The organism is Streptomyces sp. AF1A (genome assembly GCF_047340315.1).
Taxonomy (GTDB): domain Bacteria; phylum Actinomycetota; class Actinomycetes; order Streptomycetales; family Streptomycetaceae; genus Streptomyces.
Map to the genome: position 1 here is coordinate 1 of NZ_JBLEBI010000036.1, position 26403 is coordinate 26403.

24 protein-coding genes and 2 pseudogenes are annotated in these 26403 nt (G+C 72.6%); 12 read left to right on the forward strand and 14 right to left on the reverse strand.

Features of this window, described 5'->3' with window-relative positions:
• A partial coding sequence (locus ACLU3S_RS13710; RefSeq protein WP_413952080.1) for an ATP-dependent helicase occupies nucleotides 1-4527 on the reverse strand: 4527 nt, incomplete at its 3' end.
• Between the two features lie 109 nt (nucleotides 4528-4636).
• On the opposite strand from ACLU3S_RS13710, the pseudogene ACLU3S_RS13715 reads away from it, so the two are divergent.
• The 3 genes and pseudogenes from ACLU3S_RS13715 to ACLU3S_RS13725 form a co-directional block, all read left to right on the forward strand.
• A pseudogene (locus ACLU3S_RS13715) lies at nucleotides 4637-5521 on the forward strand (AraC family transcriptional regulator); the annotation flags it as partial.
• Nucleotides 5522-5547: 26 nt separating this feature from the next.
• The gene (locus ACLU3S_RS13720; protein ID WP_413952081.1) at nucleotides 5548-6288 is read left to right on the forward strand and encodes an AzlC family ABC transporter permease; all 741 of its coding nucleotides are present in this window, start codon (nucleotides 5548-5550) and stop codon (nucleotides 6286-6288) included.
• Complete coding sequence (locus ACLU3S_RS13725; protein WP_413952082.1) at nucleotides 6285-6593, forward strand: AzlD domain-containing protein; 309 nt, start codon at nucleotides 6285-6287, stop codon at nucleotides 6591-6593. Before ACLU3S_RS13720 ends, ACLU3S_RS13725 begins: the two co-directional genes overlap by 4 nt.
• Nucleotides 6594-6604: 11 nt before the next feature.
• Here ACLU3S_RS13725 and ACLU3S_RS13730 read toward each other — a convergent pair whose 3' ends face one another.
• Complete coding sequence (locus ACLU3S_RS13730) at nucleotides 6605-7549, reverse strand: hypothetical protein (protein WP_413952083.1); 945 nt, start codon at nucleotides 7547-7549, stop codon at nucleotides 6605-6607.
• Between the two features lie 79 nt (nucleotides 7550-7628).
• Here ACLU3S_RS13730 and ACLU3S_RS13735 point away from each other — a divergent pair, with 79 nt between their 5' ends.
• Both ACLU3S_RS13735 and ACLU3S_RS13740 read left to right on the forward strand, forming a co-directional pair.
• A complete protein-coding gene (locus ACLU3S_RS13735) occupies nucleotides 7629-7823 on the forward strand; it encodes a DUF3046 domain-containing protein (RefSeq protein ID WP_413952084.1) in 195 nt (64 codons plus the stop codon).
• Nucleotides 7824-8039: 216 nt separating this feature from the next.
• Entirely contained in the window at nucleotides 8040-9266 is a 1227-nt protein-coding gene (locus ACLU3S_RS13740; protein WP_413952117.1) for an AI-2E family transporter, read from the forward strand.
• 46 nt (nucleotides 9267-9312) lie between these two features.
• On the opposite strand, the pseudogene ACLU3S_RS13745 reads toward ACLU3S_RS13740, so the two are convergent.
• A pseudogene (locus ACLU3S_RS13745) lies at nucleotides 9313-9795 on the reverse strand (hypothetical protein); the annotation flags it as partial.
• Between the two features lie 279 nt (nucleotides 9796-10074).
• On the opposite strand from ACLU3S_RS13745, the gene recA reads away from it, so the two are divergent.
• Nucleotides 10075-11202, forward strand: a complete 1128-nt coding sequence (gene recA / locus ACLU3S_RS13750) for a recombinase RecA (protein ID WP_413952085.1) — start codon at nucleotides 10075-10077, stop codon at nucleotides 11200-11202.
• A 3-nt stretch (nucleotides 11203-11205) separates the two neighbouring features.
• Nucleotides 11206-12036 carry a recombination regulator RecX gene (gene recX / locus ACLU3S_RS13755; RefSeq protein WP_413952086.1) on the forward strand — a complete coding sequence of 277 codons (831 nt, stop codon included), beginning with the start codon at nucleotides 11206-11208 and terminating at the stop codon, nucleotides 12034-12036.
• Nucleotides 12037-12070: 34 nt separating this feature from the next.
• On the opposite strand, the gene ACLU3S_RS13760 is transcribed toward recX, so the two are convergent.
• From ACLU3S_RS13760 to ACLU3S_RS13795, 8 genes are all read right to left on the reverse strand, one after another.
• Nucleotides 12071-12484, reverse strand: coding sequence for a rhodanese-like domain-containing protein (locus ACLU3S_RS13760; protein WP_413952087.1), 414 nt, complete (start codon nucleotides 12482-12484; stop codon nucleotides 12071-12073).
• Nucleotides 12481-13014 (reverse strand): cysteine dioxygenase, encoded by a 534-nt coding sequence (locus ACLU3S_RS13765; protein WP_413952088.1) that lies wholly within the window; start codon nucleotides 13012-13014, stop codon nucleotides 12481-12483. Before ACLU3S_RS13765 ends, ACLU3S_RS13760 begins: the two co-directional genes overlap by 4 nt.
• 70 nt (nucleotides 13015-13084) lie before the next feature.
• Nucleotides 13085-13198, reverse strand: coding sequence for a putative leader peptide (locus tag ACLU3S_RS13770; protein ID WP_413952089.1), 114 nt, complete (start codon nucleotides 13196-13198; stop codon nucleotides 13085-13087).
• A gap of 50 nt (nucleotides 13199-13248) precedes the next feature.
• Nucleotides 13249-14850 (reverse strand): FAD-dependent monooxygenase, encoded by a 1602-nt coding sequence (locus ACLU3S_RS13775; RefSeq protein ID WP_413952090.1) that lies wholly within the window; start codon nucleotides 14848-14850, stop codon nucleotides 13249-13251.
• A gap of 176 nt (nucleotides 14851-15026) precedes the next feature.
• Nucleotides 15027-15962: an amino acid ABC transporter permease gene (locus ACLU3S_RS13780; RefSeq protein WP_413952091.1), complete on the reverse strand. Its 936-nt coding sequence runs from the start codon at nucleotides 15960-15962 to the stop codon at nucleotides 15027-15029.
• Nucleotides 15959-16624, reverse strand: a complete 666-nt coding sequence (locus tag ACLU3S_RS13785) for an amino acid ABC transporter permease (protein WP_413952092.1) — start codon at nucleotides 16622-16624, stop codon at nucleotides 15959-15961. Before ACLU3S_RS13785 ends, ACLU3S_RS13780 begins: the two co-directional genes overlap by 4 nt.
• Nucleotides 16625-16702: 78 nt before the next feature.
• A complete protein-coding gene (locus tag ACLU3S_RS13790) occupies nucleotides 16703-17539 on the reverse strand; it encodes a glutamate ABC transporter substrate-binding protein (protein ID WP_413952093.1) in 837 nt (278 codons plus the stop codon).
• Nucleotides 17540-17621: 82 nt separating this feature from the next.
• A complete protein-coding gene (locus tag ACLU3S_RS13795) occupies nucleotides 17622-18398 on the reverse strand; it encodes an amino acid ABC transporter ATP-binding protein (RefSeq protein WP_413952094.1) in 777 nt (258 codons plus the stop codon).
• 294 nt (nucleotides 18399-18692) lie between these two features.
• Here ACLU3S_RS13795 and ACLU3S_RS13800 point away from each other — a divergent pair, with 294 nt between their 5' ends.
• Together ACLU3S_RS13800 and ACLU3S_RS13805 are read left to right on the forward strand one after the other, a co-directional pair.
• Entirely contained in the window at nucleotides 18693-19379 is a 687-nt protein-coding gene (locus tag ACLU3S_RS13800) for a response regulator transcription factor (protein WP_413952118.1), read from the forward strand.
• Between the two features lie 9 nt (nucleotides 19380-19388).
• Nucleotides 19389-20828, forward strand: coding sequence for an ATP-binding protein (locus ACLU3S_RS13805; protein WP_413952095.1), 1440 nt, complete (start codon nucleotides 19389-19391; stop codon nucleotides 20826-20828).
• 204 nt (nucleotides 20829-21032) lie between these two features.
• On the opposite strand, the gene ACLU3S_RS13810 is transcribed toward ACLU3S_RS13805, so the two are convergent.
• Nucleotides 21033-22031 carry a TAXI family TRAP transporter solute-binding subunit gene (locus tag ACLU3S_RS13810; RefSeq protein ID WP_413952096.1) on the reverse strand — a complete coding sequence of 333 codons (999 nt, stop codon included), beginning with the start codon at nucleotides 22029-22031 and terminating at the stop codon, nucleotides 21033-21035.
• 130 nt (nucleotides 22032-22161) lie between these two features.
• Here ACLU3S_RS13810 and ACLU3S_RS13815 point away from each other — a divergent pair, with 130 nt between their 5' ends.
• Nucleotides 22162-22590 carry a MazG nucleotide pyrophosphohydrolase domain-containing protein gene (locus tag ACLU3S_RS13815; protein ID WP_413952097.1) on the forward strand — a complete coding sequence of 143 codons (429 nt, stop codon included), beginning with the start codon at nucleotides 22162-22164 and terminating at the stop codon, nucleotides 22588-22590.
• A 357-nt stretch (nucleotides 22591-22947) separates the two neighbouring features.
• Here ACLU3S_RS13815 and ACLU3S_RS13820 read toward each other — a convergent pair whose 3' ends face one another.
• On the reverse strand, nucleotides 22948-23970 hold the full coding sequence (locus tag ACLU3S_RS13820) for a LysR family transcriptional regulator (RefSeq protein WP_413952098.1): 1023 nt from the start codon (nucleotides 23968-23970) through the stop codon (nucleotides 22948-22950).
• An 83-nt stretch (nucleotides 23971-24053) separates the two neighbouring features.
• On the opposite strand from ACLU3S_RS13820, the gene ACLU3S_RS13825 reads away from it, so the two are divergent.
• Entirely contained in the window at nucleotides 24054-24815 is a 762-nt protein-coding gene (locus ACLU3S_RS13825) for a sulfite exporter TauE/SafE family protein (protein ID WP_413952099.1), read from the forward strand.
• A gap of 58 nt (nucleotides 24816-24873) precedes the next feature.
• On the forward strand, nucleotides 24874-25401 hold the full coding sequence (locus tag ACLU3S_RS13830; protein WP_413952100.1) for a hypothetical protein: 528 nt from the start codon (nucleotides 24874-24876) through the stop codon (nucleotides 25399-25401).
• A gap of 91 nt (nucleotides 25402-25492) precedes the next feature.
• Here ACLU3S_RS13830 and ACLU3S_RS13835 read toward each other — a convergent pair whose 3' ends face one another.
• Nucleotides 25493-26386, reverse strand: coding sequence for a LysR family transcriptional regulator (locus ACLU3S_RS13835; RefSeq protein WP_413952101.1), 894 nt, complete (start codon nucleotides 26384-26386; stop codon nucleotides 25493-25495).
• Nucleotides 26387-26403: the final 17 nt, after the last annotated feature.

Here is a 26403-nt window from a genome sequence, read left to right on the forward strand (position 1 = left end):
GGTGGTGCCGCCCCCTCTGGGGCCGCGGTAGCCGGGGGAGGAGTAGGGGTCGGCGAGGTCGCGGGGGGAGACGTAGTCGTCGGGGGCGGGCGGGTGCGCAGGCGGCCAGGTGAAGTCGTCGTCCAGACCCGGGTGGGCGAAGCCGGCGCCGGCCGCGTCGAGGGGCGTATGGCCGTGCGGGCCGCCGTCGGCTTCGGCGACGCCGTTCGCAGTGCCCGGAAGGCCCTGCTCGCCCGGGCCGGGGGAGAAGCCGTCGGAGGGGCCCGGGCCGGCCAGGGATTCGCCGCGTTCCCGCGCGTTGGAGACCGCGCGCAGGCGGTCGACCGCGCCGTCCATGGCGAACTGGGCCGCGCCCAGCCCCTCGACCACGTAACCGCGCCGTGCCTGGCCGCTGTCCTCGAACGCGGACAGCACCCGGTACACCGCCGAGAAGCCGCCCTCGACGCCCTCTGCGGCGACCGCTCCCCGGGTCACCACACCGTGCCGGTCCAGGAGCGTGCGGGCCAGCGCGTGTGCGCGCACCGTGGTGTCGGGCTCGGCGGAGGGCAGCAGCGACCAGCGGCCTGCGACCGTCGGCGGGCCGGTGCGGGAGGCCGTGCGGGAGGCGGCCGTCAGGGAGCCGTAGCGTCCCCGCGGGACGGCACGCTTGGCACGGTGGGCGGTCGAGCCCGCGGTGCGGCCCGAGCCCAGCAGCGAACGCATCGGCGCCAGGGTGTCGTTGGTGAGCCGGCCCGACCACGCCAGCTCCCAGAGGGCGTCGGCCAGCTGGGGATCGGTGACCTCGGGGTGGGTCGTGGCACGGACCTGGTCGGCGATCTGCCGGAAGAACAGGCCGTAGCCGCCGGAGAGCGTGTCGAGAACGGACTGGTGGAGCGCGGTCAACTCCAGCGGGTGCGGGGGCGGGAGCAACAGCGGGGCCGCGTCCGCCAGATAGAGGGAGACCCAGCCGTCCTTGCCGGGCAGGGCACCCGCTCCGGCCCAGACGACCTCGCCGGCCGCGGTCAGCTCGTCGAGCATCGACGGGGTGTAGTTCGCCACGCGGGACGGCAGCACCAGTTTCTCCAGCGCGGAGGCGGGCACGGACGCGCCCTGCAACTGCTCGACGGCGCGCACCAGTCCGTCGATGCCCCGCAGCCCGTGGCCCCTGCCGATGTGCTGCCACTGCGGCAGGAACTGGGCGAGCGCGGCCGGCGGCACGGGCTCCAGTTCGTGCCGCAGGGCCGCCAGGGAGCGGCGGCGCAGGCGCCGCAGCACCGCCGCGTCGCACCACTCCTGGCCGATGCCCGCCGGGTGGAACTCGCCCTGGACGACCCGGCCGCTCGCGGCGAGCCGCTGCAGGGCGCCCTCGGTGACCGCCACACCCAGCCCGAAGCGGGCCGCAGCGGTGGCCGACGTGAACGGGCCGTGGGTGCGGGCGTACCGCGCGAGGAGATCGCCCAGCGGGTCCTTGACCGGTTCCGTGAAGGCCTCGGGCACGCCGACGGGCAACGCCGTGCCCAGCGCGTCACGCAGCCGGCCGGCGTCCTCGACGGCCGCCCAGTGGTCGGCGCCGGCGATCCGGACCTTGATGGCCCGGCGGGCGCCGGCCAGCTCGCGCGCCCACCGCGGGTCCGCGCCCCGCTCGGCCAGCTCCCCGTCGGTCAGCGGGCCCAGCAGCCGGAGCACGTCGGCCACGCCCTCCACGTCCTTGACCCGGCGGTCCTCGGTGAGCCACTGCAGCTCGCGCTCCAGCTCGGTCAGCACCTCGGCGTCGAGGAGTTCGCGCAGCTCCGCCTGGCCGAGCAACTCGGCCAGCAGCCGCGAGTCCAGGGAGAGCGCGGCGGCGCGCCGCTCGGCGAGCGGGGAGTCGCCCTCGTACAGGAACTGGGCGACGTACCCGAACAGCAGGGAGCGGGCGAAAGGAGAGGGCTCCGGGGTGGTGACCTCGACCAGGCGCACCTTGCGGGACTCGATGTCGCCCATCAGCTCGACGAGCCCGGGCACGTCGAAGACGTCCTGGAGGCACTCGCGGACCGCCTCGAGCACGATCGGGAACGACCCGAACTCGCTCGCCACCTGCAGGAGTTGTGCCGCCCGCTGGCGCTGCTGCCACAGCGGGGTGCGCTTGCCGGGACTGCGGCGCGGCAGCAGCAACGCGCGCGCGGCGCACTCGCGGAACCGGGAGGCGAACAGGGCCGAGCCGCCGACCTGGTCGGTGACGACCTGGTCGACCTCGCCCTTGTCGAAGGCGACGTCCGCCGCGCCCACGGGCGCCTGGTCGCTGTCGAACTCGGTGCCCGCCTTCATGGGTGCCTGGTCGAGCAGGTCCATGCCCAGGAGGTCGGCGTCGGGCAGGCGCAGCACGATGCCGTCGTCGGCGTGCATGACCTGGGCATCCATGCCGTACCGCTCGGACAGACGGGCGCCCAGGGCGAGGGCCCAGGGGGCGTGGACCTGAGCGCCGAAGGGGGAGTGCACGACGACCCGCCAGTCGCCCAGCTCGTCGCGGAAGCGCTCCACGACGATCGTGCGGTCGTCCGGGATATGACCGCAGGCCTCGCGCTGCTCGTCCAGGTACGACAGCACGTTGTCCGCCGCCCACGCGTCCAGGCCCGCGGCGAGCAGCCGCAGCCGGGCGTCCTCCTTGCGCAGCGAGCCGACCTCGCGCAGGAACGCGCCCACCGCGCGGCCCAGTTCCAGCGGGCGGCCCAGCTGGTCGCCTTTCCAGAACGGCAGCCGGCCCGGCACGCCCGGCGCGGGGGAGACCAGCACCCGGTCGCGCGTGATGTCCTCGATGCGCCAGGAACTCGTGCCCAGCGTGAACACGTCGCCCACCCGGGACTCGTAGACCATCTCCTCGTCCAGCTCGCCGACCCGGCCGCCGCCCTTCTTCGGGTCGGATCCGGCGAGGAAGACCCCGAACAGGCCGCGGTCCGGGATCGTGCCGCCGGAAGTGACGGCCAGGCGCTGGGCGCCGGGGCGCCCGGTGATCGTGCCGGCCACCCGGTCCCACACCACGCGCGGGCGCAGCTCCGCGAAGGCGTCGGAGGGGTAGCGGCCGGCGAGCATGTCGAGGACCGCCGTGAACGCCGACTCCGGGAGCGAGGCGAAGGGCGCCGCCCGGCGGACCACGGCGAGCAGGTCGTCGAACTGCCAGGTGTCCAGCGCAGTCATGGCGACGAGCTGCTGCGCGAGCACGTCCAGCGGGTTGGCGGGCACCTTCAGGGACTCGATCGCACCCGAGCGCATCCGCTCGGTGACCACGGCCGCCTGCACGAGGTCGCCGCGGTACTTGGGGAAGACGACACCGGTGGAGACGGCGCCGACCTGGTGCCCCGCGCGGCCCACGCGCTGCAGCCCGGAGGCGACCGAGGGCGGGGACTCGACCTGGACGACGAGGTCGACGGCGCCCATGTCGATGCCCAGTTCCAGGCTGGACGTGGCGACCACGGCGGGCAGCCGGCCCGCCTTCAGGTCCTCCTCGACCAGGGCGCGCTGCTCCTTGGACACCGAGCCGTGGTGGGCGCGGGCGATCACCGGGGGCGCGCCCTGGGCCGCGCCGGAGCCTCCCATCAGCTGGGCCGGTGAGTGGTGCTCGTCCAGGGGCTCGCCGGTCGCCCGCTCGTAGGCGATCTCGTTGAGCCGGTTGCACAGCCGCTCCGCGAGGCGCCGCGAGTTGGCGAACACGATCGTGGAGCGGTGGGACTGGACCAGGTCGGCGATCCGCTCCTCCACGTGCGGCCAGATCGACGGCCGCTCGGCGCCCTCGGCCGCGTCGGCCACCGGGGAGCCGCCCAGCTCGCCCATGTCCTCGACCGGGACGACCACCGAGAGGTCGAACTCCTTGCCGGACTCCGGCTGGACGATCTCCACCTTGCGGCGCGGTGAGAGGTACCGGGCCACCTCGTCCACCGGGCGCACGGTCGCCGACAGGCCGATCCGCCGGGCGGGCTTCGGCAGCAGCTCGTCCAGCCGCTCCAGGGACAGGGCGAGGTGCGCGCCGCGCTTGGTGCCCGCGACCGCGTGCACCTCGTCCAGGATCACCGTTTCCACGCCCGTGAGCGCGTCGCGCGTGGCCGAGGTCAGCATCAGGAACAGCGACTCGGGGGTGGTGATCAGGATGTCCGGCGGGCGTGTGGACAGGGCGCGGCGCTCGGCGGCCGGGGTGTCACCGGAGCGGATGCCCACCTTGACCTCGGGCTCGGGCAGGCCCAGGCGCACGGACTCCTGGCGGATGCCGGTCAGCGGGCTGCGCAGGTTGCGCTCGACGTCGACCGCGAGCGCCTTCAGCGGGGACACGTACAGCACCCGGCAGCGCTTCCTCGGGTCGGCCGGGGGCGGGGCCGACGCCAGCTGGTCCAGGGCGGCGAGGAACGCGGCCAGCGTCTTGCCGGAGCCGGTCGGCGCGACCACCAGCACGTCCGAGCCCGCCTGGATGGCCTGCCACGCGCCCGCCTGGGCCGCGGTGGGCGCGGAGAACGCCCCCGTGAACCAGCCGCGGGTCGCGGGGGAGAAGCCGTCGAGGGCCCGGTGGGCGGAGCTGACCATGCGTCCATCCTGCACCCGGCCACTGACAAACCGACCTGACCTGGGCAAACGCCGTGCGTCCAAGGCCCGGTGACGCCGGGGCGCCGCCGGACTGACGGAGAATGGCCGTATGGCAGGCACAGCTGGACGGCAGGGCGACCGACCGCCCCGCGACCGGGAGCGGCGACCGGTGGAGCGGGCGCGGCACTGGCGGTACGAGGAGTTGCCCGGCGTCGACCTGCTGCGGGCCCGGTACGTCCGCAAGACCTTCGTCCGGCACACCCACGAGCACTTCGTGATCGCGGCCATCGCCGACGGCGTGGAGGTCTTCCAGCACCGCGGCTCCGACGTGTACGTGGGCGCGGGGGCGCTCGCGCTGGTCAACCCGGACACCCCGCACACCGGCCGGGCCGGGGTGCCCGAGGGCTGGCGCTACGGCGCGGTCTACCCGTCACCCGAGGTGGTGGCGGCGATCGCGGCGGAGACCACCACACTGCGCGGCGCCCCCGGCTTCGTCGCCCCCGCCCTCGACGACCCCACCGCGGTCCGCCTCGTCCACCAGGTGCTCCGCGCCGCCGACGAGGGCAACGCGCTGGCCGCCGACACCCTGCTCCGGGTCGCCGTGACCCGGCTGCTGCGCCTGAACGGCGGGCCGCTGCCGCAGCGCCGGACGCCCACGGCCGGCGCCCGGATCGCGGCACGCGCGCGTGCCGTGCTGGAGGAGCGCATGGCCGATCCGCCGACCCTGGAACGGCTGGCCGGCGACCTCGGCACCAGCCCGTTCGCGCTGCTGCGGGCCTTCCGTGACGCCTACGGCATGCCGCCGCACACCTGGCTGACCGACGCCCGCGTGCGCCGCGCGCGGCTCCTGCTGGACGCGGGCACGCCACCGGCCGAGGCGGCCCTCGCAGTCGGGTTCACCGACCAGCCGCACCTCAACCGCCACTTCGCCAGGATCGTCGGCGTGCCCCCGGGCGCCTACCAGCGGGAGCGCAAGAACGTACAAGACGCGGGCTGACGTCCGCCCGTACCGTCCGGCGCGTGGTACAGCAGACAGCACTCGCGGACATGACCGCCGTCGGCGCGGACAAACCCGATGCGGCGGTCGTACGGGACGCTCTGGGCGTCGGCGTCGCCGTGGGCCTGTCCGGATTCGCCTTCGGCGTCACCTCGGCCGGCAGCGGGCTCGGGCTCCTGCAGACCTGCGTGCTCAGCCTCCTGGTGTTCACCGGCGCATCCCAGTTCGCACTGGTGGGAGCGCTCGCCGCCGGAGGCAACCCGTTCACGGCCGCGGCCGGGGCCTTCTTCCTGGGCGTGCGCAACGCCTTCTACGGGCTGCGCCTTTCCCAGCTGCTCGCACTCCCGCGCGCCGTGCGGCCGTTCGCCGCCCAGTGGGTGATCGACGAGACCACGGCGGTCACCCTCGCGCAGCCGACCCGGCGCGCCCGCCGGATCGGCTTCACGGTCACCGGCGTCACCCTGTACACGCTGTGGAACCTCACCACGCTGCTCGGCGCCTTCGGCGCGCAGGCCATAGGCGACACGCGCGCGTGGGGCCTGGACGCGGCCGGCCCCGCCGTGTTCCTGGCGCTGCTCGCCCCGATGCTGAAGACGGGCACGGAGCGCGCGGTCGCGGGCCTCGCGGTGCTGCTGGGCCTCGGCCTGCTGCCCGTCCTGCCGGCCGGTGTGCCGGTCCTGGCGGCCGCACTGGCGGCACCGATCGCCCTGTGCGTGGCGGGACGGAGCGGTCGCCCCGCCGCCGGACACGAGGAGGACCGGTGAACACCTGGACGGCGATCGGCCTGACCGCGCTCGGCTGCTACGCCGTCAAGCTGGCCGGACTTCTCGTGCCGGCCCACGCCGTCGAGCGGCCGTTCGTACGGCGGCTCGCCGCGCTGCTGCCCGTCGCCCTCCTCGCCGCGCTCACCGCCCAGCAGACGTTCGCCGGCGGGCACGCGCTGGTGCTGGACGCCCGGGCCGCCGGGCTCGGCGCGGCCGCCGTGGCCCTGGTGCTGCGCGCGCCGTTCCTGCTGGTCGTCGCGGCGGCCGTGCTCGTCACGGCGGGGGTACGGGCCGTCGGCGGCTGAGCCGGGGCCGCTCAGCCCACGAAGCGGCCGTAAACCCTCAGGGTCTGCAGCGCCTCGATCGTCACCAGGGAACGCGCCTCCAGCGCGGGGGCCGGGGCCCACGTGCGCCACCGGACCGGCCAGCCGCCGTCCTCCTGCTGTGCGGCGGCCAGGTGGTCCAGGGAGCGCGCCATCTCGTCGTCCGTGAACCACGCGCGCGCGAGTGAGTGCGGGCTCTTGGCGAAGTCGTGCGGAAAGTGGTGCTCGCCCGGGGCGTAGCCGGACGCCACCGGGTAGGCGCCGAGGCGGTCCGGGTCCAGCGCCGCGAGCCGCTGCTCGCGCACCAGGCGGCCCAGCCGGTCGGCGGCGGCCTGCGCGCGCGGGCGGTCGGGGGCGGAGTCCAGGAAGGCCACGGCGGCCTCGACCTCGTAGGGGTGGGACTTGTCCAGGGCCTCCACGGCCTGCCAGCAGAAGTCGGTGGCCCGGAACAGCCAGGCGTGCCACACCTCGTTGCGGTGCAGCAGCCCCACCACGGGCCCGGTGGCCAGCAGGTCGCTGGGCGGGTCGTCCACGACGGGGACGAACGGCGCCGCCGGATACCCGCGCTGGCTCGGGTGGATCGCCGGCAGCGCGCCGTCCGCCGTGGAGACCGAGGTCAGATAGCGGCACACGCGCTCCACCCGCTGTCCGCCGCAGCGTCCGATGCCGTCCAGGACCCGCAGGGCGTGCGCGGTGTGCAGCGGCTGGCTCACGGGTCCGCGCAGGTCGGGCTCCAGCGCGTGCCCGTAGCCGCCGTCCTCGTTGCGATAGGCGTCCAGTGCCGCTTCCACCGCGTCCGCGGTGCCGTGCAGGAAGTGGTACGCGAAGAGGCGCTGCTCCAGCACGCGCGCGGTGAGCCACACGAACTGTTCGGCGCGGAAGAGCGGGGAGCGCGCCGGGGGCGTGGAGGGGAGTGGGGATACTCCGGTTTCGGCCATGCAACAGACCGTAGGGCGGAAAGCGGTGTCGGCAAGCGGTCCCGGCCGGGCCCACCCCCGGGGGCGGGATACTGGGGGCATGCGGTTGACGGTCTTCTGGCAGCGGATGGCGGAACACTTCGGTCCGGGGTACGCCGACACCTTCGCGCGCGATCACGTCATGTCCGAACTGGGCGGACGCACGGTGCACGAGGCGCTGGACGCCGGCTGGGAGGCCAAGGACGTGTGGCGCGTGGTCTGCACCGTGATGGACGTGCCGGCAGAACGGCGCTGACCGGAATGTTCCGGTCGCCCGTTACGGAAGGCACCGGTACGGCGCCGCAGGGTCACGAGGATCCGCGGGTGGACGCAGGTTGTCGGTGGCGTGGGCGAGACTGGGCGCGTGGCACCCACTGACGAGGACAACGAGCCGCTGACCCGGCACACGGCACCGACCGGCACGAGGCCCGACCGGCCACCGGCCGTCGGCGCCGGCACTCCGCGTGGCCGCATGCCGCGCTGGCTGCCGCGCGCCATGGTGCTCGCGCTCGCGCTGATCGCGGCTTTCCAGCTCGGCAGCTGGGCCTTCCACCAGCTCACCGGGCTGTTGATCAACATCCTGATCGCGTTCTTCCTGGCCCTCGCGATAGAGCCCGCGGTGAGCCGGATGGCAGCCCGCGGCATGCGCAGGGGGCTCGCCACCTTCCTGGTGTTCCTCGGTCTGACGGTCGCGGTCGCGGGGTTCGTCACGCTGCTCGGTTCGATACTGGCCGGGCAGATCATCAAGATGGTCGAGGGCTTCCCGGACTATCTGGACTCGCTCATCAACTGGACCAACACGACGTTCCACACGAAGCTCAGGCGCGTGGACGTCCAGGAGGGCCTGCTGCACTCCGACTGGCTGCGCAAGTACGCGCAGAACAGCGCGGCCGGCGTCCTCGACGTGTCCGCACAGGTGCTCGGCGGCCTCTTCCAGCTGCTGACGGTCGCGCTGTTCTCGTTCTACTTCGCCGCCGACGGCCCCCGGCTGCGCCGCGCCCTCTGCTCCGTGCTGCCGCCCGCGCGCCAGGCCGAGGTGCTGCGCGCGTGGGAGATCGCCGTCGACAAGACGGGCGGCTACCTGTACTCACGCGGACTGATGGCGCTCATCTCGGGGATCGCGCACTACGTTCTGTTCCAGGCCCTCGGCGTGCCGTACGCGCCCGTGCTCGGTGTCTGGGTGGGACTGGTCTCGCAGTTCATCCCCACCATCGGCACGTACCTCGCGGGCGCGCTGCCCATGCTGATCGCGTTCACCGTCGAGCCCTGGTACGCGGTCTGGGTCCTGGTGTTCGTCGTGATCTACCAGCAGTTCGAGAACTACATGCTCCAGCCCAAGCTGACCGCCAAGAGCGTCGACATCCACCCCGCGGTGGCGTTCGGCTCGGTCATCGCGGGCACCGCGCTGCTGGGCGCCGTCGGCGCGCTCATCGCCATCCCCGCGGTGGCCACCCTCCAGGCGTTCCTGGGGGCGTACGTGAAGCGGTACGCGGTCATGGACGATCCCCGGGTGCACGGGCACCGCGGCCGGAGACCGTCCGGTCCCGGCATGCTCGCGCGCATGCGGGGGCCGCGGGACGGGCGGTCCGGCGCGGAGGAGCCGTCGTACGGGCGGGCCGAGGCGGAGGAGCAGTCGTATGGGCGGGCCGAGGCGGAGGAGCCGTCGTATGGGCGGGCCGAGGCGGAGGAGCCGTCGTAGGTTCCGGCGAGCGGGTCCTCGCAGCGGCGTGTGAGAGGCGCGCGCCTCAGTATGTGAGCACCGCCCATGCGCCGGCCGCGGCGACGGCCGCCGCGTAACAGAACACCGCCGCGGCCACGATCCGTCGGCGCGCCCGCCCGCTCCAGGGGGAGCGGGACAGCAGCCAGGCCAGCGACGGCAGGACGACGACGGCGTGCAGGCTGACCCCGTGCAGCGGCTTGAGCGGGGCCGTCGAATGGTAGGCGGCCTCCTGATGGCCGGTCCGGGTGAGGACCACCCCGCGCGCGATCATCGCCGTGTCCGACGCCAGTGCCACCAGCAGGGCCGCGAATCCGGAGCGCACCGCGAGCGGCATGCCGACCGGGCCCGTCGGCCGGTGCCGGAAGGACGCCACGGCGAGCCACGTGAGCAGGACGACCAGGACACCCCCGCCCACCGCGAGGGTCATGGACACCGCCGTGTCGAAGGGGGTCTCCATGTTCAGGTGCGACGGCACCCGGCGCCACGCCTGGAGGGTGATGCCGCCGACCGGCAAGGCTCCCGGTCACCGCCCACGAGGTCGTCGTCCGGCCGGAGGCACCCGCGGTACGGCGCCGGGAGCAGCGGCGGCCGGGTCGCTTGACACAAAAATCGAACATCCATTCTTATGGAGGCTCGGGCCAGGCTTTCGGCGGGGATTCAGGCATGGTTTGGGCGGATAAGTCCCCTGGTTGTCCACAGGCCTGACCGGCGTCGGGGCGCATTGTCAGTGGCAGGCGTTAGCGTCTTTGACGTGAAGCGATCGACTCAAGCAAACCGGGTGGAACCCATGGCAGGAACCGACCGCGAGAAGGCGCTCGACGCCGCGCTCGCGCAGATTGAACGGCAATTCGGCAAGGGCGCGGTCATGCGCATGGGCGAGAGGTCGAAGGAGCCCATCGAGGTCATCCCGACCGGGTCGACCGCTCTCGACGTCGCCCTCGGCGTCGGCGGCCTGCCGCGCGGCCGTGTCGTCGAGATCTACGGCCCGGAGTCCTCCGGTAAGACGACCCTGACCCTGCACGCCGTGGCCAACGCCCAGAAGGCCGGCGGCCAGGTCGCCTTCGTGGACGCGGAGCACGCCCTCGACCCCGAGTACGCGCGCAAGCTCGGCGTCGACATCGACAACCTGATCCTCTCCCAGCCCGACAACGGTGAGCAGGCCCTGGAGATCGTGGACATGCTCGTCCGCTCCGGTGCCCTGGACCTCATCGTCATCGACTCCGTCGCCGCGCTCGTCCCGCGCGCGGAGATCGAGGGCGAGATGGGCGACAGCCACGTCGGTCTCCAGGCCCGCCTGATGAGCCAGGCCCTGCGGAAGATCACCAGCGCGCTCAACCAGTCCAAGACCACCGCGATCTTCATCAACCAGCTCCGCGAGAAGATCGGCGTGATGTTCGGCTCCCCGGAGACCACGACCGGTGGCCGCGCGCTGAAGTTCTACGCCTCGGTGCGTATCGACATCCGCCGCATCGAGACCCTGAAGGACGGCACGGAGGCGGTCGGCAACCGCACCCGCTGCAAGGTCGTCAAGAACAAGGTCGCCCCGCCCTTCAAGCAGGCCGAGTTCGACATCCTGTACGGCCAGGGCATCAGCCGCGAGGGTGGCCTGATCGACATGGGCGTGGAGCACGGCTTCGTCCGCAAGGCCGGCGCCTGGTACACGTACGAGGGCGACCAGCTCGGCCAGGGCAAGGAGAACGCGCGCAACTTCCTCAAGGACAACCCCGACCTGGCCAACGAGATCGAGAAGAAGATCAAGGAGAAGCTGGGCGTGGGCGTCCGGCCGGAGGAGCCCGCCGCCGAGCCGGGTGCCGACGCGGCGGTGACCACCCCGGCCGCCGGCGACGCCAAGGCGGCGCCCGCCCCGGCGACGGCCAAGGCCACCAAGCCCAAGGCCGCCGCGGCCAAGAGCTGACCCGTGACACGGCGAACCGACTGGGCCGAGTACGCGTACGCCGTCCCCGGCGCTCCGCGGGGGACGGGCGTCGGGGACGGCCCGGACCTCGCCCAGGGCGGCGAGGACGCGGACGGCGGACACGGCAGGCGTGAGGGGCACGGCAGGTACGGGGACGACACCCGGCCGGGTACCGGGAGCGACGAGCCGCACGGGGGCGGTTCGGCCGACCGGGGCTCCCGGGGCGCCGCGGGTCCGCGGGGGCGCGGCCGTCGGCGGCGCGGCTTCGGGGAGCCGCCCGGTGGAGACGAAGGCACCCCTTCCTCGTCGAGGGCCGAGCGGGGGGAGTCTTCAGGGGACCCGGCTGAGCGGGCACGGGCGATCTGCCTGCGCCTGCTCACCGGGACCCCGCGCACCCGCAAGCAGCTCGCGGACGCCCTGCGCAAGCGGGAGATCCCCGAGGACGTGGCCGAGGAGGTGCTGTCGCGGTTCGAGGAGGTCGGGCTGATCGACGACGGTGCGTTCGCCGACGCGTGGGTGGAGTCCCGGCACCACGGCCGGGGACTCGCCCGCCGCGCACTCGCCCAGGAGCTGCGCACCAAGGGGGTCGACTCGACGCTGATCGACGAGGCCGTCGGCCGGCTCGACTCCGAGCAGGAGGAGGCGACCGCGCGGGACCTCGTCGCCCGCAAGCTGCGCGCCACCCGGGGCCTCGACCGCGACAAGCGGATCCGGCGCCTCGCCGGCATGCTCGCCCGCAAGGGCTACCCCGAGGGGATGGCCCTCCGCGTCGTCCGCCGGGCGCTGGAGGACGAAGGCGAGGACACCGAGTTCCTCGGGGAACCGGAACTCTGACCGCCGGTCAGCTCGAGGGGGACACCGGCACCGCTCAGGACGCCGTCGGCTCCACCGGCAGCCCCTCCGCCCGCCAGGCCTGGAAGCCGCCCACCAGGTCCGTGGCCCGGTGCAGGCCCAGCTGGTGCAGGGAGGCGGCCGCCAGGCTGGAGGCGTAGCCCTCGTTGCAGATCACCACGACCCTCAGGTCGTGTCCCGTGGCCTCGGGGAGGCGGTGGCTGCCCCGGGGATCGAGGCGCCACTCCAGCTCGTTGCGCTCGACGACGACGGCGCCGGGGATCAGCCCGTCCCGCTCGCGCAGGGCCGCGTACCGGATGTCGACCAGCAGCGCCTCACCGGCCAGCGCCTCCTGGTGCGCCTCCCGCGCGTCGACGCGCCGATAGCCCGAGCGCACCCGCTCCAGCAACGCGTCGATGCCCACCGGCTGCCGGTGTGTGGTGTCGCTCACTGCCAGTCCTCCGGGCGTTCGACCTGCTCCAGGCGCAGTACCTGGCCCGCGCGACTGTAGCGGCGGATCCGTGGCAGCGGCGGGTAGTAGGCGTGGACGGAGATCGCGTGTCGGTCGGGGGACTCGTTGAGCACCTCGTGCACGTGATGGCGGCCGAAGGAGCGGCCCTTCCCGGCCGGCAGCCGGCGTTCGCGGTCCACTCCCTCGGTCAGTTCCAGGGTCCTCCAGCCGTCCGTGGGCAGGCGCGCGGCCAGCGAGTTCTCCCTGAGCTCGCCCGAGGCGGTGAGGAAGGCGCCGACCGAGTCCGCGTGGTCGTGCCAGCCGGTGCCGGTGCCAGGCGGCCAGCCGATCAGCCAGGCCTCGCTGCCGCCGGGCCCTTCGAGCCGTACCCAGGTGCGGCCCTCCGGGTCGAGCGGAAGGGAGGCGATCAGCCCGGCGTCGGCGGCCGTGCGTCGTACGAAGTCGAGGAGGTCCGCCTGGGTGGGCGCCGAGCCGACGGCAGGGGACACGGAAGGAGAGGAGACAGACACGTGCACCGTCCTGAAGAGGGTTCGCCGAACGAGCGCACGACGGCGCCCGGAAGAAAAAAGGGGAGCGAATTCAGCAGGACGGACGACACACGCAGCCCGCATAGCGGACGAGATCCATATGGACCCTCCGCCACAGGCGCACACAGGTGTCGGTCACGGTCCGGAGTACAGCACGCCGGCGCATGCCGGTCAACTCACCGTCACCATGTGGACGCTGGGTGACAAAGCCCGCGGTCAGCGCGCGCCGGTGGCGGCCTCCGCCTCCTCCTTCACCGCGCCCCCGACCGTGGCCTCGGCCGCCGCGTACAGATCGGCCGGGCGCACGCCGCCGAACGCCGTGACCAGGTGACCGTCCGGGCGCACCAGCAGCACGCTGTGCGCCGGCGCACCCGGGTAGCCCTCGGCCACCAGCAGCTCGGCCGGGTGCGGCAGCGCGGTCACGGCGGCCGCCAGCCGGGGCATCACCCCGGCGGACACCCAGTGCTTGCGCTCCCACACCCCCGTCCCGGGCGCGATCAGGACGACCAGCAGCGCCCCGCGGCCGAGCCGTTCGCGCAGCTGTACGAAGGAACCGTCCTCCGCCGTGACCCGTACGTCGGTGACCGGCGCCCCGGGCGGGGTGGCGACCGGGATCTCGCCCTCCAGGTCCTGGGGCGCGAGCGGGGAGCCGGCGTACGAGCCGGGCGCGCCGAACGGCCCGCGCCCCAGGTGGCCGTCGGTGAGCAGCGCGTCGTGGCCCCTGGCCGTGCCCGGCACGATGTGCCGCAGCCCGCTTCCGCCGCGCAGCACCGGCAGGGCCTGGTCGGCGGCGCGCAGCCGGGCGGCGACCACGGCGCGCCGCTCGGCCTGGTAGCTGTCCAGCAGCGCCTCGTGATGCCCGTGGTGCCAGGCAGAGGCCAGCTTCCAGGCGAGGTTGTCGCCGTCCCGCAGGCCCTCGTCCAGCCCCTGGGTGCCCAGCGCGCCGAGCAGGTGCGCCGCGTCACCGGCGAGGAAGACGCGGCCGGCCCGCCAGCGCCGGGCCAGCCGGTGGTGCACCGTGTGGACACCGGTGTCCAGCAGGTCGTACGCCGGTGCGGAGCTGTTGGTCCAGCCCGTGAGGGTCTCGCGGATCCGGGCCACCAGGATGTCGGGCGTGACCAGGTCCTTGCCCGGCGGCAGCAGCCAGTCCAGGCGCCACGCACCATCCGGGAGAGGGCGGGCGGTCACCTCCCCGGCCGAGGGCCCGGACGACCGCCACGGCGGCATCCGGTGGAGCAACGCCTGACCCTCCCACGGAAGTTCCGTGCGCAGCGTCGCGACCGCGTGCCGCTCCACCGCCGTACGGCCGGGGAAGCGGATGTCCAGCAGCTTGCGCACGGTGGAGCGGGTGCCGTCGCAGCCCACCAGGTAACTGCCGCGCCACCAGGTGCCGTTGGGTCCGCGGGTGTGGGCGTTGACGCCGGAGGGCTCCTGCTCGATCGAGTCCAGGCGGCTGTCCACGGAGACCTTCACCAGTGGTTCGTCCGCGGCGGCCGCGCGCAGGAAGCCGGTGAGCACATGCTGGGCGATGTGCAGCGGGGCGGGCTCGTCCCGCGCGAAGGTGATCTCACTCAGCACCTGCCGGCGCCGCAGGGACCGCCATCCGGACCAGCGCACGCCGTACTCCCCGAGCGCCACCCCGGTCAGCCGCTCCAGCAGGGCGGCCGTGTCCTCGCGCAGCACGACGGTGCGCGCGGGGCGGGGCTCGTCCTTGCCCGGACCGTCGTCCAGGACGACGGACGGCACCTCCTGACGGGCCAGCGCCAGGGCGAGCGCGAGCCCCACGGGCCCCGCTCCGACGACGATCACCGGGTCCACGACGCGGCGCCCCCTGCCCGCAGCGGTGTCCCGACGGAGGCGGGTGAACAAGAAGGTGAGGCAGGGTGCACGATCACAGAACGTATGCAACCCATTGGCAGAGTTTGCGTCAAGTGACCGGAGGCAGTGGCGATCATGCCACCGCCTCCGGGGCGATCATACGACCTGAGTGGCCGTCACTTCTGGGCGCCACCGGCGTCGCCCGCGCCGGAGAGGCCGCCGGCCGGGCCGGTGCCGGTCGCCGCCGTGCCCGCGATGTCCACCACGTCCTGCGCCGCGAGGACCGCGCCGGTCGACTTCTTTCCGCGGCGCAGCCGGCCCTCCAGCCAGCTCGCGAACGAGGTCAGCGAGAAGTTGATCACCACGAAGATCACGGCCACGACGGTCAGGGAGGCGATGATGTTGCCGTAGTAGCCGGCCATCGTGTTGGCCGAGGCCAGCAGTTCGGGGAAGGTGAGAACCGCGCCGCCGAGGGCGGTGTCCTTCACGATGACCACCAGCTGGCTGACGATGGCCGGGAGCATCGCGGTGACCGCCTGCGGCAACAGGACGAGCCGCATCACCTGGCCCTTGCGCAGGCCGATCGCCAGGGCGGCCTCCGACTGGCCCTTCGGCAGGGCGAGGATGCCCGCGCGGACGATCTCGGCGAGCACCGACGCGTTGTACAGCACCAGGCCGGTGACCACTGCGTAGAACGGACGGTCGTCCGAACTGACGTCGGTGTACTGGGCGAAGAGCGCCAGCCCGAAGATCATCAGGACCAGGACGGGGATCGCGCGGAAGAACTCCACCACGACGGCGGCCGGGACGCGCACCCACACGTGGTCGGAGAGCCTGGCGATACCGAGGACGGCGCCCAGCGGAAGCCCGATGACCATCGCCAGAGCGGCCGCCTCCAGGGTGTTCTGCAGACCGGGCCAGATGTACGTCGAGTACGCCTCGGTGCCGCTGAGGAAAGGCTTCCACAGCGCCCAGGCCAGCTGCCCCTTGTCGTCGAGGGCCTTGTACACCCACCACACGAGGGCGGCGAGGGCGGCCAGGAAGAGGACCGTGTAGAGGATGTTGCGCCGCTTGGCGCGCGGGCCCTGGGCGTCGTACAGGACCGACGTCATCGCTTCACCGCCAGCTTCTTGCCCACCCAGCCGAGGACCAGGCCGGTCGGCAGGGTCAGGCAGACGAACCCGAAGGCGATGACCGCCGAGATCGCCAGCAGTTGCGCCTCGTTCTCGATCATTTCCTTCATCAGGAAGGCCGCCTCCGCCACGCCGATCGCGGCGGCCACCGTCGTGTTCTTCGTCAACGCGATCAGCACGTTGGTCAGCGGGCCGATCGCCGCCCGGAAGGCCTGCGGCAGCACGACCAGGCCGAGTACCTGCCCGAAACGGAGACCGAGGGCGCGCGCGGCCTCCGCCTGGCCGACCGGCACGGTGTTGATGCCGGAGCGGATCGCCTCGCACACGAAGGCGGAGGTGTAGACGATCAGACCGAGCACGGCGAGCCGGAAGCCGCGGACCTGGAAGTCCTGCGCACCGAGCGTGACGCCCAGCGTGTTGCTGAGGCCGAGCGAGGAGAACAGGATGATCACCGTGAGCGGGATGTTCCGCACGATGTTCACGTAGGCGGTGCCGAAACCGCGCATCAGCGGCACCGGGCCCACCCGCATGGCGGCCAGCAGAGTGCCCCAGACCAGGGAGCCCACGGCCGACAGCAGCGCCAGCTGCACCGTCGTCCAGAAGGCGCTCAGCACGTCGTACTTGTCAAGAAAGTCGAACACGATCTCCCGCGCTTTCGCGTGTAGGGATGCTGCCCCCGTGCGCCGCCGTCAGGGGCGGCGCGCCGGCGGGGCGTTGCCTCAGCTCTTGATGTCGCCGATCTTCGGCGCGGGCTCGTACTTGTAGTTGGCCGGGCCGAAGTTCTTCTCCACGGCCGCCTTCCAGGAGCCGTCGGCGACCATGTCCTCGAGCGCCTTGTTGATCTTGGCCTTGAGGGCGCTGCCCTTCTTGACGCCGATGCCGTAGTTCTCGTTCGTCATCTTGAAGCCGCCCAGCTTGAACTTGCCCTTGAACTGCGCCTGGGCGGCGTAGCCGGCGAGGATCGAGTCGTCCGTGGTGAGGGCGTCGATGGCGCCGCTCTGCAGGCCCGAAAGACACGCCGAGTAGGTCGGGTAGGTCTGCAGGTTCGCCTTCGGCGCCAGCGTCTTCTTGACGTTCTGCGCCGAGGTCGAGCCCGCCACCGAACACAGCTTCTTGTTGTTCAGGTCCGCCGGAGACTTGATCTTCGTCTCGTCCGCGCGCAGCAGCACGTCCTGGTGGGCCAGCAGGTACGGGCCCGCGAAGTCGACCTTCTGCTCGCGCTCCGGGGTGATGGAGTAGGAGGCGGCGATGAACTGCACGTCACCGCGCTGCAGCATGGTCTCGCGGTCGGCGCTCTTCGACTCCTTCCACTCGATCTGGTCCGCGCTGTAGCCGAGCTTCTTGGCGACGTAGGTGGCCACGTCGACGTCGAAGCCCGAGTAGCCCTGCGGGGTCTTCTGGCCGATACCGGGCTGGTCGAACTTGATGCCGATGGTGATCTTCTTGCCGCCGGCGGCGGAGTCCGCGCCGTCCTTCTTGTCGCCGCCGCACGCGGTGGCGGTCACGGCGAGGGCGAGGGCGACGGCCGAGGCGGCGGTGGCCTTGCGGAGCTTCATGCTGAACATCCTTCGAAGTGGTGAGGACAAGAGGTTCGTTGGAAAAGTCGACCCAGGGCGTGCGGTGGCACCGCCCGCCCCCTCAGTGGTGCAGGATCTTGGACAGGAAGTCCTTGGCCCGGTCGCTGCGCGGGTTGCTGAAGAACTGGTCGGGCGCGGCCTGCTCGACGATCCGGCCGTCGGCCATGAAGACCACCCGGTTCGCAGCCGATCGCGCGAAGCCCATCTCATGGGTGACGACGATCATCGTCATGCCCTCGCGGGCGAGCTGCTGCATGACCTCGAGGACCTCGTTGATCATCTCGGGGTCGAGGGCGGAGGTCGGCTCGTCGAAGAGCATGACCTTCGGGTCCATCGCCAGTGCCCGCGCGATGGCCACGCGCTGCTGCTGGCCACCGGAGAGCTGAGCCGGGTACTTGTCGGCCTGGGTGCCCACGCCCACCCGGTCCAGCAGGGCCCGCGCCTTCTCCTCGGCCTGCTTCCTGCCGGCCTTGCGGACCTTGACCTGACCCAGCATCACGTTCTCGAGCACGGTCTTGTGCGCGAAGAGGTTGAAGGACTGGAACACCATCCCGACGTCGGCCCGCAGCCGCGCCAGCTCCCGGCCCTCGTGGGGGAGGGGCCTGCCGTCGATCGTGATGCTGCCCGAGTCGATGGTCTCCAGGCGGTTGATGGTGCGGCACAGGGTCGACTTCCCGGACCCGGAGGGCCCGATGACCACGACGACCTCGCCGCGGGCGATCGTCAGGTCGATGTCCTGGAGCACGTGCAACGCGCCGAAGTGCTTGTTGACGCTCTTCAGGACGACCAGTTCGTCGGACGCGGCCACGTCTTCCTTGGCCACCGATACATTGGTCATCGCTTTCAGGCTCCGTCCTCCTCGGTTTCCGAGGACAGTAATGAGGGCCTATGACCTGCGTCATCACATCTGAGGGAGATCTGAGCATCACGATCCGATAGCGTTCGGACACGTGTCGTAGCGGTGATCCCAGGGTGAGTATCGGCCGGATAACGGAAGCGGCGGGCAACCGGAACCCTCTTGACGCCATCCTTGTCCATCGGCATCACTGCCATGGTGCACGCGCGCGTGCACGTGACCTACACGGCGGACGAGAACCGGGTCCGTACGACCGCTGAACCGGAGGGGGCCGGGATGAGGCTGCTGCTCGTCGAGGACGACAACCATGTCGCCGCGGCGCTGTCCGCCGTTCTCGCGCGGCACGGATTCGACGTCACCCACGCGCGCAGCGGCGAGGAGGCCCTCCAGGCGCTCGTCCCCGAAGGCGCCGGTTTCGGCGTGGTCCTGCTCGACCTGGGCCTGCCCGACCAGGACGGCTACGAGGTGTGCGGCAAGATCCGCAAACGCACCAGCACCCCGGTCATCATGGTCACCGCGCGCTCCGACGTCCGCTCCCGCATCCACGGGCTGAACCTGGGCGCCGACGACTACGTGGTCAAGCCGTACGACACCGGGGAACTGCTCGCGCGCATCCACGCCGTCAGCCGCCGCACCGCCCACGAGGACCCCGCCACGGGCGGCGACAGCTCCCTGCGCCTCGGGCCCGTGTGCATAGAGCTGCCGACCCGTCAGGTCACCGTGGACGGTTCGGTCGTCCAACTGACCCGCAAGGAATTCGACCTGCTCGCGCTGCTCGCCCAGCGCCCCGGCGTGGTCTTCCGGCGGGAGCAGATCATCAGCGAGGTGTGGCGCACCAGCTGGGAGGGCACCGGCCGCACCCTCGAGGTGCACGTCGCCTCCCTGCGCGCCAAGCTGCGCATGCCCGCGCTCATCGAGACCGTACGCGGCGTCGGCTACCGTCTCGTCGCCCCGGCCACCTAGCGGGCACGGGTGCGCACACGGCTCCTGCCGCTGCTCATCGTCCTGATGGCGGCCGTCCTGCTGGCCCTCGGCCTGCCGCTCGCCATCAGCATGGCCGCGGCCCAGCAGCAGAAGGTCGTCGTCGACCGGATCGACGACACGGCGCGCTTCGCCGCGCTCGCCCAGTTCGTCACCGACGGACCCCGCGACTCCCGCCGCACCGGCACGGACGAGCGCTGGGAGGCGCTGCGCAGTGAACTGGACAGTTACTACGGCGTCTACGGCATCCGCGCCGGCGTCTTCTACCGCAACGGCTCGGCCATGGCCAACGCGCCCGACGACTGGTTCGTACCGCGCACCGGGGAGGTCCGGGAGGCGTTCGACGAGGCGCTGCTCAGCCGGCGCAGCCACGACCCGGAGCAGGTGTGGCCCTGGCAGCGCAGCCGGCTGGTGGTCGCCTCGCCGGTGATCCGGGACGGGGACGTCGTCGCGGTCGTGGTCACCGACTCGCCCACCGGGCAGATGCGGGCGCGCATCCTGCACGACTGGCTGCTCATCGCCGCCGGCGAGTGCGCGGCGATGCTGCTGGCCGTCGGCGCCGCGCTGCGGCTGACCGGCTGGGTGCTCCGGCCGGTACGGATCCTGGACGCCACCACGCACGACATCGCCACCGGACGCCTGAAGTCCCGGGTCGCGGCCGCCGGCGGGCCACCGGAACTCCGGCGCCTGGCCCGGTCGTTCAACGAGATGGCGGACCACGTCGAGGACGTGCTGGAGCAGCAGCGCGCCTTCGTCGCCGACGCCTCGCACCAGCTGCGCAACCCGCTCTCGGCGCTGCTGCTGCGCATCGAGCTGCTCGCGCTGGAACTGCCCGAGGGCAACGAGGAGATCGCCTCGGTGCGCACCGAGGGCAAGCGCCTCGCGCAGGTCCTGGACGACCTGCTCGACCTGGCGCTGGCCGAGCACGCCGAGGCCGACCTGAGCCTGACCGACATCGGTGCGCTGGCCGAGGAGCGGGTCGCCGCCTGGTCCCCGGCGGCCGACGCCAAGGGGGTCCGGCTGACCGGGGACTGCCCGCCCACCACCGGGTGGGCTGACCCGATCACCCTGTCCAGCGCGCTGGACGCGGTGATCGACAACGCCGTGAAGTTCACCCCCGAGGGGGGCACGGTCGCGGTCACCGTCGCGTCCGACGGCGACACCTCCACAGTCGTCGTCACCGACACCGGACCCGGTCTCACCGACGAGGAACTCGCGCGCGTGGGCGACCGCTTCTGGCGCAGCGGCCGCCACCAGAACATCAAGGGCTCGGGGCTCGGCCTGTCCATCACCCGTGCCCTGCTCGAGGCCGGCGGCGGCTCCATCGACTACGCCCACCACGAGCCGCGGGGGCTGCGGGTGACCGTCACGGTGCCGCGGCACGCGGGCGACCGGGAGGGCTCCGAGGACCTCGCGGACCGGTGCTCGTAGGCCCGAGAGGGCATGGCGCCGCGGTCTGCGGTGCCGGTGTGCTCGGGTGGGGGTGTCGGGGGTTTGCGGCGCGGGTGCGCTCGCGTGGGGGTCTCGGGGTTTGCGGTGCCGGTGTGCTCGGGTGGGGCGTTCTGGCACGTCGGGGCTTGGCGTACCGGTGCTTTCGGCCTGGGGCCGGGCTCGATGCCCGGTGCTCCCGCCTGCTCAGGGCTTGACGGACCGGTAGTAGCGCCGGGCGCCCTCCTGCAGGGGCAGCGGGTCGGTGTAGATGGCGGTGCGCAGGTCGACGAGCTGCGCGGAGTGGACGTGCGCACCGATGCCGTCCCGGCTCTTGATCACCGTGCGGGTCACCCACTCCGTCAGCCGCGGATCCACGTCCGCCCGGGTCATCAGCAGGTTGGACACCGCGATCGTCGGCACTTCGGCGCCCTGCTGCACCCGCGGGTAGGCCGACTCGGGCATGTTGGTGGCCCGGTAGTAGCGCGCTTCCTGGCCCTGATCGTGCAGCCGGGTGACGAGGTCGCCCTCGATCGGCACGAACTTGAAGGCGCCCTTCTTCGCCAGCCCGGCCAGCCCCTTCGTGGGCAGGCCGCCCGACCAGAAGAAGGCGTCGATCTTCCCCTGCACCAGCCGGTCGGGTCCGGTGTCGATGCCGTCCGCGACCGGCGTGATGTCCTTCTGCGGGTCGATGCGGGCCGCCCGCAGCACGCGGTCGGCTATCAGGCGCACCCCCGAGTCGGACAGGCCGGTCGCCACCCGCTTGTGCCGAAGGTCCGCCACGCTCCGGATGCGCGAGTCGCTGCGCACGATGAGGTGCACGTAGTCGTCGTACAGCCGCGCAACGCCCCGCAGCCGGCCCGCGCTGCGGGGGTGCGCGAGCTCGTACGTCTCCACCGCGTCGGCCGCCGTGATGGTGAAGTCGGCCTTTCCGGTCGCCACCCGCTGGACGTTCTCCTGCGAACCGGCGCTGTTCAGCAGCTTCACTTTCAGGCCGGGCATGTCCCTGGCCATTTCGGTGCGCAGCCGCTCGGCGTACTCCTGGTAGACGCCCCGGGGCGTGCCGGTGCTGAACACGATCGTCCCGCTCGGCGGCGTGTCGCCCAAGGGCAGCAGCCACCACAGCAGCAGGCCGAGGGCGACGGCACCGGCGGCCGCACCCTGCAGCGCCCGGCGCCTGCCGATACGGAGGAAGACCTTGGGCATGCGCGCGATCCTGCCAGGCGACGCACCACGCTGGCCAGGGCGGGGCCACCGCCCGGGCGGGAGCGGGGCGGCGGGCCTCCGGAACCTGAGTATCAGGATCAATGTCAGTGGTGCCCGTTACAGTCGCCGTATGAGCCATTCGCCCGCCGACCTCGTCCGTGAGTTCCACCTCGCCTTCGGCCTCGACGCCCGCAGCACGCCGACCGAGGTGTCCCCCGCACTGGCCGCCCACCGCGGGGAACTGCTCGCCGAGGAGGCCGCGGAGGTCGCCGAGGTGGCGGTCGAGGGCCCGCTGGACCGGCTCGCGCACGAACTGGCCGACGTGGTCTACGTGGCTTACGGCACCGCGCTCGTCCACGGCATCGACCTCGACCAGGTGATCGCCGAGATCCACCGCGCCAACATGAGCAAGCTCGGCCCGGACGGGCAGGTGGCCCGCCGGGCCGACGGCAAGGTCCTCAAGGGGGAGCACTACCGGGCACCGGACGTGTCGGCCGTGCTGCGCCGCCAGGGCTGGATACCGCAGGCGCAGGGCAGCGCCTCCGCGCCGCGCGCCTAGAGGGCGCGCCGCCCCTCGGCCCCCACTCCCGGTGCACGGCGCCGGCCGGGCGGCGATGCCGTAGGGGTGTCGCCGAGGCGAGCCCAGCAGCCGGGACGGCACCGCGGCTGACGCCGTGGTCACCGGCCCGGGCGGCGATGGACCGGCCTTCCATGGTCGCGGTGCCCACGGCGTCGGTCCTGTCGGCCGGGACGGCGGGACGAAGCCCGCCCTTGTTGCTCTTCGCTTCAATGGCCCGCCGGCCGTCGTGGCCTTCGAGGTTGCCGGGTTCGGTGGTACGCGCGCTCCGTACCTGGCATCGCTGCCTCCACGGCGAGGACAGCGCCTTGTGGTGAGGGCGAGCACGGCGGGGATCGGTCAGCGGGGCGCTCGGTCGGCCGGGGCCTGGCCGGTGGATAGGCCTGCCCGCGGGGCAGCCGATGGCGGTCGGTCGGCAGTCGGGGAAGGGCGGTCGACCGGGGTCGTCCCCGTGTGCGCTGGGGCCAGGGGCTCGGACTGGCCTGCCTGGCGGAGGTGTTCGGCGAGGGTCGCCGTGGCTGTCGAGGTGGCGCGGTCCGTGACGCCCCAGGCCAGCAGGTGGCGGCGGCGGGCCCAGCGCTCCTGGAGTTCGCACACCTCCAGGCTCTGGCGGGGGTCGATGGCCCGGCGCGGGACGACGGCGAGTCCGACGCCGGCGGCGGCCAGGGAGATGAGGACGCCGAGGTCGGTGACGGTGGTGCGGTGGCGCACCGCGGGGGCGTGGGGTCCCAGGTGCTTTTCGATCCAGCGGCACAGCGAGGAGTCGGCGTCGAGGCCGACGAGCGGGTGTTCGGCGGCCTCGTGGTAGGTCAGCGCGGTCCGCCCGGCGAGGACTCCTCCGGCCTGCCCGATGACGACCAGGGAGTCGTCGCCGAGGGGCTCCGTGCGCAGTCCGCAGCCGCCGGCCTCGTCGTCCAGGACGACGCCCAGGTCCGCCTCGCCGTCGGCGAGTTTCCGCAGGGTCCGCGGGGTCCGGCTCTCGGACGCGGTGACGTCGGTGTCCGGGTGGGCGCGGAGAAAGGAGATCAGGGCCTGCGGTACGAGCCGGTGCATCGCGGAGCCACCGCCGAGCAGGATCAGCGGCGCGGCCATAGGCCGGCTGTAGCTCGCGACGGCGCTTTCGAGCCGAGCGGTCCGGTCGAGAACGTCGCGCGCGTGGCGGGCCAGGGTCGTGCCCGCCGGGGTGGGCCGTACGCCTCGGCGTCCGCGAATCAGCAGGGTCACTCCGGCGTGGTGTTCCAGCGAGCGCACGCGGGCGCTGGCCGAAGGCAGGCTCAGGTGCATGCGGCGGGCGCCCGCGGTGATCGATCCCTCCGTGAGGATGTGGAGGAACAGCCGTAGGTCGTCCAGGTCGTAGCGCATCAGATCAGACTAAGGCTCAGCCTGAGGCAGAGTATCGTAATTCCGCATTGTGAAAGCAATATTTCGCGGGTGATGCTCGGCAGATGACCGAGCTGGCCCTTGTCCTGCTGACCGGCGTCGCCGCCGGAGTCCTGAACTCAGTCGGAGGCGGAGGAACCTTCGTGGCGCTGCCCGCGCTCGTCGCCGTCGGCCTGCCGCCGGTGACGGCGAACGCGGTCGCCCGGATCGCCCTCGTACCCGGCGCCGTGACCGGCGCGTGGGTGTATCGGCGCGAACTCGCCACGGTGGGCGGGGCGTCCACCACCGCGTTGGCCGCGGCCAGTGTGGCCGGCAGCGGGGCCGGCGCCTGCCTGTTGCTGGTCCTGCCCGCCTCGTCGTTCGAGTCCGCCTTGCCGTGGCTGCTCGCCTTCGCCACCGTGGTCCTCGCCCTCGGCCGCCGCCTGTCCCGCCTGCTGGGCCGGCTGCTGGACCGCTCCGCGGGCATGAGTACGCGGGCCGTTCTGATCGGCCAGTTTCTCATCGCCGTGTACGGCGGATACTTCGGCGGAGCCGTAGGCATCGTAATGGTGGCCCTGTGGAGCATCGGGCTCGGCCTCGATGCCGCGGCCGGCAACCCGATGCGGATCACCCAGCTCGCGGCCGTCTTCCTCACCTCGGGCGTGGTGTTCCTGTTCACCTCGGACGCACTGCGCGCTCCCCTGCTCCTGGCGGCACTGCTGGCCGGCGCGACCGTCGGGGGCTTCGCCGGCGCCCAACTGGCTCGCCGCCTTCCCGCCCGGCTGCTGCGGAGCGTCGTCCTGGCGACGGCCACGGTGACGACGGTCCTCTACTTCCTGCGCGCCTGACCCGGCAGCGAAACCACGCTTGATCGTTCCCCTCGTCGAGAGCCGAAGGCCGACTGACATGAGCGAATGCGACCCGGGAACCACCGGCTCGTTCACGGATGCGGCGCGGGCGAGGCTGGTGATGGCCTACGAGGCATGCGAACTGGCCGACCTCGCCCGTGCGTGTGTCCCGATCGGCGGGCACGAGCTGAACCCCGACGGCACCAGCCGTGCGCCTGGCGCCGTGCTTGCCGACGCCGTCCGAGTGGTCGCAGCCGCGCAGCGGTTCTTCGAGGCAGCGGCCGTGTTCGAGCGGATGGGCGGTGCCGACTGGCAGGTCATCGGCGATGTTCTGGAGGTGTCCGCGCGTACCGCGCAGCTGCGCTGTGCGATGGCCGAGACCGCCTTCCGGGAACTGCTCTCCCCCGAAAGGTGTCCGACCGAGGGTGAGGCGGGCCGGTTGCGTGCCTACATGGCCAGGGAACCGTGGGAAGTGGCCCTCGATCTCGACGAATGGGTCCTGCGCCACGAGGACGGCGACAGCGACCTGGGCCCCACGCCGGTCTCCGGCGGACTGGTCCGGAGGGGTCCTCGCCGACCGGCCTAGACGCACTCCTGTGCGGGCGCCCACTCGGGACCGACTGTGCGCATGAGCCTGCATGCCTGCGGTGTCCGCAGGAACCGGAACCGTGAGTGCTTCACAGTTCCCTCGCCGCTTCCCGCAGATACCTCTCCAGCCGCCTGACCGATGCGGTGACGCCCTTCGTATCGAGCCGGCAGGTGTAGAGACGACGGACGAGTGTGGGCTGCCGCATGGGCACCACCACGACGCTCGGCGGAGCGTCCAGCAACAACAAGCGCGGTAGCAGCGCGACGCCCAGACCCGCCGCGACGAGATTGAGCGCGGTGCGGAAGTCCATGCCGTCGAAGTCCAGACGGTGTCCGCTTCCCCGGTCGGCATCGACGGGTGACCCCGCCAGGTCGCGGAAGTCGACCGCGGTGTTGATCCACGCGTCCGACGGCAGGTCGGCCGGGGTGACGCCGTCGGCTCCGGCAAGGGGGTGACCGACGGGAAGGGCGACCATGATCGGGTCGTCCATGAGGTGGTCCTGCCGGAGTCCGTCGGGCACCGGAGCGGGAGCGTGTGCGTAGTCGAAGGTGATGGCCAGGTCGATCTCACCCCGGAACAGCCGCGCGTGCGTTTCGCGCTGCTCGAGTTCACAGAGGCGCAGGTGGACCGCCGGATGGCTCGCGCGCAGGCGTGCGAGCGCGGAAGGGACGAGGGAGGCTGCCGCCGAGATGAAGGCGCCGAGCCGCACCTCGCCGGCGGTTCCCTCCGCGAGCGCCGCGATTTCGGTGGCCGCGCGACTCATGGACACGCTGATCGCGGCCTCGGTGTCGAGAAGGACCTGCCCGGCCTCGGTCGCTCGCACAGGCCGCCGGACGACGACTCGCGCACCGACCCGTCGTTCCAGTTCCGCAATCTGCTGCGAGACCGCGGACTGGGTGTAGCCCAACTCCTGCGCGGCGGCGGCGAACGAACCGTGCCGCACGACAGCCGCAAGGGTCACCAGATGCCGCGGATCGAACAACCAAGCCATGAAGTTAA